This is a genomic window from Pediococcus claussenii ATCC BAA-344 (assembly GCF_000237995.1).
In the GTDB taxonomy this organism is placed as follows: Bacteria; Bacillota; Bacilli; order Lactobacillales; family Lactobacillaceae; genus Pediococcus; species Pediococcus claussenii.
Map to the genome: position 1 here is coordinate 751439 of NC_016605.1, position 12419 is coordinate 763857.

General features: G+C 35.8%; 12 protein-coding genes. 9 read left to right on the forward strand and 3 right to left on the reverse strand.

Going from position 1 to position 12419, the window contains the following annotated elements:
* Window positions 1–167: 167 nt before the first annotated feature.
* Entirely contained in the window at window positions 168–1919 is a 1752-nt protein-coding gene (spxB, locus tag PECL_RS03515) for a pyruvate oxidase (protein WP_014215222.1), read from the forward strand.
* 217 nt (window positions 1920–2136) lie between these two features.
* Here spxB and PECL_RS03520 read toward each other — a convergent pair whose 3' ends face one another.
* Entirely contained in the window at window positions 2137–3231 is a 1095-nt protein-coding gene (locus tag PECL_RS03520) for a M24 family metallopeptidase (protein WP_014215223.1), read from the reverse strand.
* A 158-nt stretch (window positions 3232–3389) separates the two neighbouring features.
* Between PECL_RS03520 and ccpA the strand changes: the two genes are divergently transcribed.
* Complete coding sequence (gene ccpA / locus PECL_RS03525; RefSeq protein ID WP_014215224.1) at window positions 3390–4391, forward strand: catabolite control protein A; 1002 nt, start codon at window positions 3390–3392, stop codon at window positions 4389–4391.
* A 42-nt stretch (window positions 4392–4433) separates the two neighbouring features.
* Here ccpA and PECL_RS03530 read toward each other — a convergent pair whose 3' ends face one another.
* Entirely contained in the window at window positions 4434–5165 is a 732-nt protein-coding gene (locus PECL_RS03530) for an MIP/aquaporin family protein (RefSeq protein ID WP_014215225.1), read from the reverse strand.
* A gap of 266 nt (window positions 5166–5431) precedes the next feature.
* Here PECL_RS03530 and PECL_RS03535 point away from each other — a divergent pair, with 266 nt between their 5' ends.
* From PECL_RS03535 to PECL_RS03545, 3 genes are all read left to right on the forward strand, one after another.
* Window positions 5432–6127 (forward strand): hypothetical protein, encoded by a 696-nt coding sequence (locus PECL_RS03535; protein WP_014215226.1) that lies wholly within the window; start codon window positions 5432–5434, stop codon window positions 6125–6127.
* Between the two features lie 64 nt (window positions 6128–6191).
* Entirely contained in the window at window positions 6192–6710 is a 519-nt protein-coding gene (locus PECL_RS09715; protein ID WP_050899565.1) for a hypothetical protein, read from the forward strand.
* A 1-nt stretch (window position 6711) separates the two neighbouring features.
* Window positions 6712–7590: an SPFH domain-containing protein gene (locus PECL_RS03545; protein WP_014215228.1), complete on the forward strand. Its 879-nt coding sequence runs from the start codon at window positions 6712–6714 to the stop codon at window positions 7588–7590.
* Window positions 7591–7654: 64 nt separating this feature from the next.
* Here the strand turns inward: PECL_RS03545 and trhA are convergent, their stop codons facing one another.
* Window positions 7655–8314: a PAQR family membrane homeostasis protein TrhA gene (gene trhA / locus PECL_RS03550; RefSeq protein WP_041534586.1), complete on the reverse strand. Its 660-nt coding sequence runs from the start codon at window positions 8312–8314 to the stop codon at window positions 7655–7657.
* A 241-nt stretch (window positions 8315–8555) separates the two neighbouring features.
* On the opposite strand from trhA, the gene efp reads away from it, so the two are divergent.
* The 4 genes from efp to rbsK all read left to right on the forward strand — a co-directional run bounded on the left by efp (window position 8556) and on the right by rbsK (window position 12378).
* The gene (gene efp / locus PECL_RS03555; protein WP_014215230.1) at window positions 8556–9113 is read left to right on the forward strand and encodes an elongation factor P; all 558 of its coding nucleotides are present in this window, start codon (window positions 8556–8558) and stop codon (window positions 9111–9113) included.
* A 108-nt stretch (window positions 9114–9221) separates the two neighbouring features.
* Window positions 9222–10343, forward strand: coding sequence for a VanZ family protein (locus tag PECL_RS10135; RefSeq protein ID WP_014215231.1), 1122 nt, complete (start codon window positions 9222–9224; stop codon window positions 10341–10343).
* 304 nt (window positions 10344–10647) lie between these two features.
* The gene (locus PECL_RS03565; RefSeq protein WP_014215232.1) at window positions 10648–11385 is read left to right on the forward strand and encodes a YebC/PmpR family DNA-binding transcriptional regulator; all 738 of its coding nucleotides are present in this window, start codon (window positions 10648–10650) and stop codon (window positions 11383–11385) included.
* A gap of 81 nt (window positions 11386–11466) precedes the next feature.
* Window positions 11467–12378: a ribokinase gene (gene rbsK / locus PECL_RS03570; protein WP_014215233.1), complete on the forward strand. Its 912-nt coding sequence runs from the start codon at window positions 11467–11469 to the stop codon at window positions 12376–12378.
* Window positions 12379–12419 lie beyond the last annotated feature (41 nt).

A 12419-nucleotide genomic window follows, 5' to 3' on the forward strand; every position in this document is an offset into this window, starting at 1 on the left:
AAATTAAGAAGGAACTATTACTAGTTTACATATCCTGGAATGGTTCTTTTTTTTGTTGAATAAATTTTTAAGATTTAAAAGCGTATGGTTTGAACTTGAAATAAAAAAGAGGCATAATGAAAATGCTTATGAAAGCGTTTACTTAATTGCTAGGAGGTAGGTTTTTTATGACAACTAAAATCGAAGCAAGTGTTGCAATGCTTAAGGTAATTGAATCATGGGGAGTAAACCATATTTATGGTTATCCAGGTGGATCAATTAATTCCACAATGAAAGCATTAGAGGAAGAGCAAGAAAATCTTCAATATATTCAAGTTCGACATGAACAAGTTGGCGCATTAGCAGCGGCAGCAGATGCTAAGCTAACAGGAAAAATTGGAGTTTGTTTTGGTTCAGCGGGCCCTGGGGCTGTTAATTTGTTAAATGGATTGTATGATGCTAGAGAAGATAAAGCTCCAGTATTAGCAATTGTTGGACAAGTTCCACATACTAGAATGAATTATGACTTTTTCCAAGAATTTAATGAAGCACCTATTTTTGATGATGTTTCTGTTTATAATCGAACTATCATGACTCCAGAAAGTCTACCATACATTATTGATAAAGCTATTCGAATGGCTTATAAAGAAAACGGAGTCGCAGTTGTTGTGATTCCTAACGATTTTGGTTATGTAGAAATTCCAGATTCAAAATATTCGACAGAAAAAACAAGAAACCAAGCACCAATTTTGCCATCTCCTGATCCTGAACTTGTTTCAGAAGCTTGGGATATGTTAAAAAATGCAAAGTATCCTGTTATTCACTTGGGACAGGGTGCTCGTGGTGCTACTGAGGTTTATGAAGAAATTTCTGAAAAACTACAAATCCCGATTGTTATTACTGGATTGGCAAAGGGTGTTATTCCCGACGATTTTGAGGGAAACATGGGTCCGTTCTACAGAGCTTCCTCCAAGGTTTCTGATGAATTAATAAAAAAGGCCGATGTACTTCTCTCGATTGGAGCTGATTTTCCTTTTGCTGGCGCAGTATTTAGCGATCGTCCGTTGAAGTATATTCAAGTTGATATTGATCAGGCTAAATTTGGACGCCATCATTCACTAGACTTAGGAATTTGGTCTGATGCAAAATTATTTGGACAAAAGCTATTGGAAGTCAGTGATTTAGTGGAGGCTCGTCCATTTTATAAAGCTGCTTTGGAAGCACAAAAAGATTGGAGAGCTTACTTGCAGAAAATGATGGATCGTACGGAAGAGCCGTTAGAATATGAGCAAGTATACAAAGAAATCAATCGAATTGCTGATGATGATGCTGTATTCTCGCTTGATGTAGGTGATAATACAATTAATAGTTTTAGATTCCTAGACATGAATCCTAAACAAAAAATTCTTACATCTGCATTATTTGCAACAAGGGGATGTGGTATTCCAGGTGCAATGGCTGCATCACTGAGTTATCCAGGGCGACAAGCCTTTAATATAGCTGGTGATGGTGCGTTTTCAATGGTTATGCAGGATATTATTACAGAAAAACGTTACAATTTGCCGATTATCAATATCGTTACTTCAAATCGCCATCTTAGTTTCATTAGATCTGAACAGGATGACGTGCCTCAAAATGAGTTTGGTGTTGATTTAACTGATGCTGATTATGCTAAAATTGCCGAAGGAATGGGAATCAAAGGAATTAAGGTTGATAAATTTAGTGATTTGCATAAGGCGTTTGATGAAGCTGTTACGGAGTACAAAGCAGGACGTCCTGTATTAATTGATTGCAACATTACCGATAAACGCGGGATCCCAGTGGAACTTGATTTGAATACTGATGGTTCAATTTATGAAGATCCTAAGTTCCTTGCAACTTATGATGCGAGTGAATTAAAACCTTTTGATGAGTATTTAGCAGAATATTCTGCAGATTAAAAATATGTAAAATTAAAAAGCGGAACAGATGTCAAAAGCATGAAATTGTTAGAAGTATTGATGATTTTCGATATTATCGTCATTACTAATACAATGTGCAAGACGCAAGTTCCGTTTTTTAACTACTTTACATTCTAAAAAAGTGAATAAAAAAACTGCAACCAAGCATAAGCTTATTGCAGTGTCAGTTAGCATTGTGTTAATGCTAACTGATGTTTTACATATATTGAAGTTCTTTTGAAGTGTGTGTGAACGGTTTGCAACCATCTTTTGTGATATGCACACAATCTTCAATTCGGACCCCGGCAACTTCAGGAATATAGATACCTGGTTCAATAGAGAAGCACATGCCTTCTTGAAGAACCATGTTATTACCTTCCATGATTGATGGAAATTCATGCTCGCCCATTCCCATACCATGACCTAAACGGTGAATAAAGTATTCACCATAGCCAGCTTTGGTAATAATATCACGAGCAATCTTATCAAGTGAGGCAGCCGTAATACCTGGTTTGGCAGCTGCTTGTGCGGTTAACTGTGCTTCTAGACAAACTTTATAGATATCTGCTTGTTTATCATTTAAAGCACCTAATGCTACAGTCCTAGATGCGTCACTGATGTATCCTTCATGAACAGTACCAAGATCAAATAAAATTAATTCGTTGTTTTGAATTTTGGTTGCTCCTGTTGCCCCATGTGGTTCGGCAGCGTGCGCGCCAGCCTGTATAAGGGTATCGAAACTCATGTTCATAACACCGCGCTTTTTGAGAGCATATTCAAGTTCAGCAGCAACATCGGCTTCAGATTTACCCGCTTGAATGGCCTTGAAACCAACTTCAAACGCATAGTCTGCTTCTCTGCCTGCTGCATCTAATTTAGCAATTTCATCATTGGTTTTAATCAAACGTAGTTGTTGAATTAATGGGGTAAGATCACTAGTAAATGTAGCGTCAGGAAACTGCCCTCTGATTAATTCAAATCTATCAACAGTGAGGTTGTCTTTTTCGATTCCCCACTTCACGGGGTTAGGATTAATTTGTTTTATATGTTCTGCAATTAAAGTAAATGGTTTTTCGTGATCTAAATAACCATAAACAGGGTGATTCCACCCAGTGTCCTTTATTGCTTCAACTTCAAGAGCTGGGGCAAAAAGAAATGGTTCGTGATCTGGAAAAACAAATAAGGCAAGAACACGTTCGATTGGATCACTGCCGAATCCTGTTAAATAGTGGATACTTTCAAAATCACTGATGTATGCAAGGTCAAGATGTTGCTCCGAGACCCATTTTTGAACTTCGTCAAGTTTAGACATTAAATCGCTTCCCTTTCAGTTTAGTGTCTAAATTATAGCACACAAGTTTGCTAATTTTTTGGAAGGGGTTGCAACATATTCTAAAATTTGTTAACGTATTCATTAGTCTGAAAACTTTATGAAAACAAATAATATCAATTATAAAGAGGTATTTTAAAATGGAAAAACAAACTATAACAATATACGATGTAGCGCGTGAAGCTGGTGTTTCAATGGCTACAGTTTCTCGAGTTGTCAATGGAAATCCAAACGTTAAACCTGATACAAGACAAAAAGTAAATGAAGTGATTGAGCGTTTAGATTATCATCCAAACGCTGTAGCTCGGGGGCTTGCTAGTAAAAAATCAACAACAATTGGTGTAATTCTACCCGATATTACAAATCCTTTTTTTGCGTCACTAGCTCGAGGAATTGATGATATTGCTGAAATGTACAAATATAATATAATTTTGGAAAATTCCGATGAAAATGTTAATCGGAAACTTGAAGTTTTTGAAAATCTCCTTACCAAACAAGTAGATGGGGTTATCTACATGGGAAATGTCATTGACGATCGCTTGCGGGAAGCATTTAAAAATTCAAGAACGCCAGTTGTTTTTGCGGGTTCAATTGATGATAAGCAGGCTTTGCCATCCGTAAGTATTGATTATAAGATGGCAACAGAAGAATCAGTTGATAAGTTAATTAAGGATGGAAATAAGCACATTGCATTTGTTTCGGGTTCAATTGAAGAGCCCGTTAACGGTAAATACCGTTTAGAAGGATATAAAAAAGCACTTAAAAAGGGTGACATTACTTACAATAAAAAGTTGGTTTTTGAGACAGATTATAATTATGATTCTGGAGTAATGTTGGCTAGTGATATTGCGGCTAGTGATGCAACCGCTGCATTTGTTGGAAATGATTCTTTGGCTGCTGGTTTATTAAACGGCCTTCAAGACTTGGATGTTAAGGTCCCAGAAGAATTTGAAATTATTTCTAGCAATAATACAGAAATCACTAAAATGATGAGGCCACAATTAAGTTCTGTTGGGCAACCAATGTACGATACTGGTGCAGTTGCAATGCGATTACTAACAAAATTAATGAATAATGAAGAGATTGAAGAACGTAATATTGTTCTTCCATTCGACATGGTATTTCGTCAGTCAACAAAATAAACAAAAAGGATTTGGAATCTTTAATTTCCAAATCCTTTTTGTTTATTTGAATACTGATGTGTAAAGAACTAAGGCACAAATACTAGCTAAAATTGGTGCTACAACAGGAACTAAAGCATAATGCCAATGTGAGTCTTCCTTGTGTTTAATTGGAAGTAACGCATGAATAATACGTGGCCCTAAATCACGTGCTGGATTCAATGCGGGGCCAGTTGGACCACCGAGAGAAGCAACTAACGTCATAACCAAGAGCCCAAGGGCAATAAAAACTGTTGCAGGACTATTTTTAAAGTATGGGGCACTGGTAAATGCAATTGCTCCGAAGAAAAGAATGAACGAACCAACAAATTCGTTTATAAAACCATTGAGATGACTTTTTGAAGCATCAATTGTACTGAACGTTCCTAAGATAGCTTCAGGATTTGTTGTCTGATCATAATGAGGTTTGTATGCCCAGTAAACGACTAATTGCCCAACCATTGCGCCAGACAACTGTGCAAGAATAAAAGGTAACACCTGCGACCAAGGAAACTTTCCGACAACGGCTAACCCGATTGTAAATGCTGGATTAATTTGAGAGCCTGAAATAGTTCCAAACATGAGAGATGGAACCATTACACCACACCCATAGCCAAGAGCAATTAACAGCCAGTCACTACCATTTCCTTTTGTTCCTTTAAGCTCAACGTTGGCAACAGAACCGTTACCTAAAATAACTAAAATTGCGGTACCAATAAATTCAGCCACTAATTTGGCTTGAAAACTATAGTCCATGAAAAAAGCTCCTTAAATTATGTATTATTACTTTGAACGCAACATTATTGAGTATACCCTACTAGCCATTAATCTTTCCACTTTTTTATTAAAAAAAGATTCGTGATAGAATTGGTGTATACAATATATAATGCGAAGGAGATAAAAAAATCGAAAATTCTAGAGTCGAGACGCGAAATGAAAAAAATAAAGAAATAACCAATAAACCTAAGTTAAAGAACTATTTTTGGTTAAAGTTTTTTGTTGCAATTAGTGGGGTAATTTTGATGATCACGATGATACTTAATTTAACAGTCTTTAATGAAAATTATATGACGAAACAAATTCAACATTCAGACGTGGCAAGCCAAATAAATCAAAATATAGACCAACAAACCTCAAAGCTAGGTTTACAAAATACTAATTTAGTTGGAAGTGATTTGATTAATCAGGTATTAAAAAACATGGTTCATCAATTTTATCAGGGAGAGACAGTTCAAGTTGATAATAACTTGGTAACTAATCAGGTTGAACAAAGTTTAGGTAGCAATACTGGAATCCTTCAGCAAGGAATAACAGGGATGGTTGTTTCAGGCGTAGTTCAGGCGATTAATACTCAGATTAATTCCGAAAAAATTTCAAGCTATTCTAAAACTATGAGTGATACTAGGAGGATTAATAGCTTTACGGAAACGGCCGCTTTTATCTTGTTAGCCGTCTGTATGATCTTAGCTTTAATAAAGAAGGCCTTGTTTCGTATTAGTGGAGTGGGAGCAATTTTTTCTGGATTGCTAGGAGCAATTTTATTTGGGTTTGCATATGTTGGCGATATTCCGGCAAAGCTGATAACTAATAATTCAGTAGCAGTTCAGATTGGAAACCAAGTTGTTAAAGATATAACATCAACCGGATTCTTGGTAGCAGTAATTACTGCAGTTACAGGAATTTTATTGTACGGTATTGGTAGATTTATTAAGATCTAAATTGATTTATTTAACGATAAAAGCTATAATATTAACGTAGTCGTTAATGGGAAGGAGCGTTATATTGGATAGTCAAAAAGATTATTTGCGTAAAAATCCGTTAAAGATTGATTTACGGGACTTGCCACTGTTTTCTGCCAGAGAAGCATCTCTTAAGTTAGGGAAAAGTCCTTCCTATATAAGACAGCTCTATAATAATTATCCCGAAAAATTATTACAGGGTACAGTTGCAAAGATTGGGAATGTTCTTGTTATTACGCAGGAAGGGGTGGACTATCTTGCGGAGAATGGTGTTAAAGAGGCTGTTCCGGACGAAGTTAACGGGTACTTAACGGAAGAACTTATAGGGGCTTATTTTGCGATTAAGAATCGTAAAATGCAGGGTGACTTACGATTAATGGGAATACCTTATTCGTATACTGTTGTTGCAAATGAAGCTATGCCATTGGAGGATGACGATTTTATGTATGTACAAATCAGAAAGATAAATGGCAGTGAATTACTTGTGGCAATTGTTAATCACTCAGAAGTATCGGAGGAACAATTGGTTAGGCCACGGTTTATAGAAAAGGATGGTGAGTAAGATGGGGATAACATTAACTATAATTTTAGTTGTACTGCTGATTTTGATAATTTATATTCTTTTTCGATCTTTTGTAATTGTTCATTCTGGTGAAGTTAAGCTATTAGAGCGCTTTGGAAATTTCGTGCAAACATTGCAACCGGGACTTCATTTGGTAATACCAATTATCTATGGTGTTAGAGAAACGGTTTCGTTACGTCAGACTCCACTTCAAATACCGCCATTTCAAGTTATTACTAAAGAAAACGCAACGGTGGAAATTGATGTTTCTTTGAAATATCATGTTACTGATGTCGAAAAGTATGTCTACAAAAATGAGAACTCTGAGCGGAGTGTTGTGCTAGATTGTCAATCCAATCTGCGTGGGATCATTGGAAATAAAGAGTTAAATGAAGTTTTAAATGGGACCGAAACTATTAATACTGATCTGTTTAATAGCATCAAGGATATTACAAATGGTTATGGGGTTGCCGTTGATCGTATCAATATTGGACAGTTGAAAGCCAACTCTGAAGTGCAAGCAGCAATGGATAAACTATTGACTGCAAATAGAAATAAGGAAGCAATGATTACTTCTGCTGAAGGTGATAAGGAATCTATGAAATTAAAGGCCGAAGGAGAAGCAAGTCAGGTAGAAATTGCTGCACGTGCTGAAGCCAATCGAATTGCCAAGATTGCTCAAGCAAATGCTGACAGGATTAAATTAGTTAATGGGGCGGTTAAAGAAAGTGGATTGAATGCGGAAATGATGCAGTATATCGGACTTCAAACGTTTGGACAATTAGCTAATGGAGTCAATAACACTGTAGTTGTACCAAGTAATATGACAGAACTTGGAAATATTCCGGCAGCTAAAAAATTATGGGACACTGAAAAATAAAAAATAAGAGATTATTGCAATGTTATGCAATAATCTCTTATTTTTTATGGAATTGGCTTTGTATTTAGACAAAGAATAAAATAGAGAAATACATCAAAGCAACACCTATCATTACGATGATATGCCAAATGACGTGGAGGTAGGGAATTCGACGGATACTATAAATAAGGGCACCGATTGTAAACACTACTCCGCCTGCAACTAGCAACCAGAAGCCAGTGCTAGTGAGGTTAGAATATAGTGGCTTAAATGCAACGATACATATCCACCCTAAAACAACGTATAAAAATGTTGCAAAATTACGATATTTGTCCAGCCAGATTGCCTTGTATATAATACCTAGAAGGGCTAATCCCCAAATAATTCCAAAGAGGGTCCAACCAAAAACGCCTCCGATCGTAACTAGACAATAGGGTGTGTACGTACCTGCAATTAAAAGATAAATACTGGCATGGTCGAAGATTTGAAAGACTCGTTTGGCTTTTGTAAAATATAGGCTGTGAAAGAGAGTTGATGAAATAAAGAAAAGCATCATAGACACACCGTATACAGAGTCTGAAACGATTCGAATAGGATTCCCGGTATTAACTGCGTGTATCACTATAAGCACGAGGGCAGCGATAGACAGACCAAAACCAATGCCATGTGTTATAGCACTTAATATTTCATTTAAGAGCCGGTGTTTAAATGAAGTTTCTTTATTTTCAGTAAAAAGATTGCCCATTCTTAGAACCTCCAAATATTTATAATAATCATATTATATGCTTTATTTAAAATTCAGTGAACAAGTGATTCTTATGTTATCATTGAACACAGAAGTACATTTAAAATTATGAATTTAATTAAAGGTGAACAAATGATGGCTTTTCTTATTCAGTTTATTTATAGCGTGTTGACCGTGCCTCCCAGTTTATCTGATAAATTGTGACGCATAGCAAAAAATACATTTAAGGAGTAATTTAAAAATGGTTGAAGCAATTAATTTAAAAGCAGGGATGACTTTTTTAAAGGATGGGAAGCTAATTCGAGTTATTGAAACTAATCATCATAAACCTGGTAAAGGTAACACAGTTATGCAGATGAAACTCTATGATGTGCGTTCAGGTTCGAATGTCCAGACTACGATGCGTCCAACGGAAAAAGTTGAACAAGCAATTATTGATACTAAGGATGCTCAATTTTTATATCGTCAAGAAGATACAGCTGTTTTCATGGATATGGAAACCTATGAACAATATGAGATTCCAGTTGCTGCTATTGAGGCTGACTTGAAGTATTTATTAGAAAATACGGAAGTACAGATAGAATTTTATGGAGATGAAGTTATTGGTGTTCGTTTACCAACTACAGTTGTACTTAAGGTAACTGAAACTTCCCCATCTATTAAGGGAGCAACTGTTACAGGCTCAGGAAAACCGGCCACAATGGAAACAGGTTTAGTAGTTAATGTTCCTGATTTCATTGAAGAGGGAGAAGCATTAGTTATTAATACTCAAAATGGAAGTTATTCTAAGCGCGCATAGTTTAAAATGAATTTTATAGATGTGTAAAAGAGGCACGAAAATTATTTCGGGCTTCTTTTTGTTAAAAGAAGTGAATGATAAAATTAAAAATGAATTTGGGAGTTTAAAATGGGTATTTATATTTCTGACGTTCAAATGGCAGGACTGTTCTTTCCTTTTGTAGCATTGTTAATTACTTTTCCAATTTTATTATGGAATTATAACCGTAACGGAGCCATATCTAAATGGTCTATGGCAGTAACTTATAGTTTAGTTTTTTACCTAATTTGCGCGTACTTTTTAATCATTTTACCGTTACCATCTAGAACGGTGGTATCACATTTAACGACGATTAAGTACAATTTACATCCATTTGTCTTTATCCTAGAGTTCATTAAGTATAATCCACTGAAAATAACGAATGTACACACGTGGGTACCAGCCTTAAAAAATCCAACAACAATTCAACCGCTTTTCAATATTTTTCTTACAATACCATTTGGTGTCTATTTGAGAATTTACTTTAAAAGAAGTTTAAAACAGACAATTTTGTTTACCTTTTTACTATCGTTATTTTTTGAACTAACTCAACTTTCTGGATTGTACGGATTTTATTCGAGACCATATAGACTTTTTGACGTTGATGATTTAATGCTAAATACATTTGGTGGATGGTTGGGATTCATGAGTGGAAAAATGTTTAGTGGATTAATACCAACCGATTTACAAGTCAGAAAAACTATTTTAATGAGGAGACAAAAAGTAACAATTTTTAGACATATTACAGCTGCACTTTTAGATTTAGCATTGGTGATTTTGGCTGGAATAGTAATTCTTGAATTACAAAGGCCACTGAATTTTAGACTTGGTAATTATGGGTCAATGGTTTGGTCCCTTGGATTTTTAGTTGTGGTATTAGTGCCAGAATTATTCTTTCACAAAACGCCTGGAATGAGGGCTGTAAATGTTGAACTAGTAGATTCGCAAGGAAATCAGACAAATAAGTTACAGATTGTTAAGCGAAATGCTTTTGGAGTAGGATGGTTTTTCTTGCTAACAATTCTTGAATTATCAATTGATAATGATTGGGTTAATGGTGGCATAAAAAATATAATTGCTGCCGTAATGTTGATTCTTTTATTGGTTGTATTTTTGAGTTTTATTATCGATGCAATGCTGGATTTATTTAGACCTGAACATGATATGTTATTTGAAAAATTAAGTGGTACTAGGCTCAAATCCAGTTTATAACGTGTAAAAAGCATAACTCTAAATTTTACTTGGCGGAATACATGCTAACAGAATTATGTAGTAGTATTTTAGGAATTGAAAAGCTTACATGATTGAATATTAGTATGAAAATTAAGACTAAGGCGGAAATATTTCATAAAAATTTCTTTAATTGATGAACTTTATACACTAAGTTAGTTTCAGTTAAATGAACTGAATTGGGTAGGTTTCAGTTCATAATTGTTTGACAACCGTTTATACGACTAGTAGTATAATTAACGTTGATAAACAGACATAAATAAAAAATGAAAGAAGGAGTTCGGATATGTCAGGACATTCAAAGTGGCATAATATTCAAGGTCGAAAGAATGCACAAGATGCCAAACGGGGTAAAATTTTCCAACGTATTTCTCGTGAAATTTACGTTGCAGTTAAAGCTGGGGGTCCGGACCCTTCTGCTAATCCACAACTTCGTTTAATGATGGATAAAGCACGCGCTGCTAATATGCCTAAGGACAATGTTAAGCGTGCTGTTGATAAGGGTAGTGGCTCCGATGGTGCTAGCTACGAAGAGATTACTTATGAAGGTTATGGACCAGCCGGAACGGCAATCATTGTCGAAACACTTACAGATAACAAAAATCGGACAGCAGCGGCAATCCGCTCAGCATTTACACATCATGGTGGCTCATTAGGAGCCGCTGGTTCTGTTTCATACATGTTTGATCGTAAGGGATACATTGTAATTACTCGTGAGGACTTGGATAAAGACGAGGATGCTATGATGGAAGATGCTATTAATGCCGGAGCAGATGACGTCCAAACATCAGATGAAGTTTTTGAAATTTACACAGATCCTAAGAGCTTTGCTGAAGTTCGAGATGCTCTTGAGGCTGATGGTTACGAATTGGCAACTGCTGAACTTACAATGATTCCAGAAAATGAAACCGAAGTTCCAGAGGATAAGGTTAAACAATACACAGGTTTAATTGATGAGCTTGAAGATAATGACGATGTTTCGGAAGTATACGAGGCAGCACAGCTACCTGAAACTGTTGAATAGACCTAATAAGAAAGAACTGGAATACTTTTCCAGTTCTTTTTTGTTATAATTTTTATAACAAATAAATATCAGGAGTTTACTATGACAAATAGAATAGTTGTAATTGGAAGTTTAAATGTTGATACAATTCTTCAGGCATCACATTTTCCCTCTGCTGGAGAGACGTTAGCATTACATGATGAAAAGATTGCTGGTGGGGGAAAGGGTGCCAATCAGGCGATTTCTGCTAGTCGTTCGGGAGCGAAAACTTCTTTTATCGGTAAGGTTGGCGACGATTCTAACGGCAAATATATGTTGGAACAATTGTCTAGGAGTGGTATTGATTTAAGCTATATATCTATTTCCAAAGACACTAAAACAGGTCAAGCGTTTGTTATTTTAGAAGATTCGGGTGAAAACCGTATTTTAATATATGCAGGAGCAAACGGCACCTTAAATGAATCCGATGCTAAAATGGCCCGTGATAAGATTCGGGAAGCAGATTTTGTTATTGCACAGTTGGAGACGCCCATTGCTGCTACAATTGAAGCGTTTAAAATTGCTCGAGATTTTGGAGTGAAGACAATTCTTAATCCAGCTCCAGCTATTAAAGAGCTACCAAATGAGTTATTAGAACTCACCGATATTATCACACCTAATGAGACGGAGGCTGAAATTTTAACGGGGATAAAGATTATTGATAAACGATCCGAAGAATTAGCTAGTGCAATATTACATAATATTGGTATAGAGACCGTTTTAATTACATTAGGAAGTGAAGGAGTATATTACAGCTCAAAAAAGGGTTCAGGGAATGTTGCAGCAATTAAGGTAAATGCAGTAGACACCACTGCTGCTGGTGACACTTTTCTTGGGGCACTGGCTGCAGAATTGAAGCCAAATCTTAAAAACTTAGAAGAGGCTATCAAGTATGGAAACAAGGCATCCTCAATAGCAGTACAAAAAATAGGTGCCCAACCATCAATTCCAAGCCGCAAAGAAATTAGAAAGTAAGTATTTTTTTTATGTTAAGTCCTAAAAATGGTCAGAAATGA

Excerpts from the sequence above, each read along its gene's own strand:
- spxB (WP_014215222.1), top strand. The coding sequence starts at position 168 with ATGACAACTAAAATCGAAGCAAGTGTTGCAATGCTTAAGGTAATTGAA.
- PECL_RS03520 (WP_014215223.1), bottom strand. The coding sequence starts at position 3,231 with ATGTCTAAACTTGACGAAGTTCAAAAATGGGTCTCGGAGCAACATCTT.
- ccpA (WP_014215224.1), top strand. The coding sequence starts at position 3,390 with ATGGAAAAACAAACTATAACAATATACGATGTAGCGCGTGAAGCTGGT.
- PECL_RS03530 (WP_014215225.1), bottom strand. The coding sequence starts at position 5,165 with ATGGACTATAGTTTTCAAGCCAAATTAGTGGCTGAATTTATTGGTACC.
- PECL_RS03535 (WP_014215226.1), top strand. The coding sequence starts at position 5,432 with ATGATCACGATGATACTTAATTTAACAGTCTTTAATGAAAATTATATG.
- PECL_RS03545 (WP_014215228.1), top strand. The coding sequence starts at position 6,712 with ATGGGGATAACATTAACTATAATTTTAGTTGTACTGCTGATTTTGATA.
- trhA (WP_041534586.1), bottom strand. The coding sequence starts at position 8,314 with ATGGGCAATCTTTTTACTGAAAATAAAGAAACTTCATTTAAACACCGG.
- efp (WP_014215230.1), top strand. The coding sequence starts at position 8,556 with ATGGTTGAAGCAATTAATTTAAAAGCAGGGATGACTTTTTTAAAGGAT.
- PECL_RS10135 (WP_014215231.1), top strand. The coding sequence starts at position 9,222 with ATGGGTATTTATATTTCTGACGTTCAAATGGCAGGACTGTTCTTTCCT.
- PECL_RS03565 (WP_014215232.1), top strand. The coding sequence starts at position 10,648 with ATGTCAGGACATTCAAAGTGGCATAATATTCAAGGTCGAAAGAATGCA.
- rbsK (WP_014215233.1), top strand. The coding sequence starts at position 11,467 with ATGACAAATAGAATAGTTGTAATTGGAAGTTTAAATGTTGATACAATT.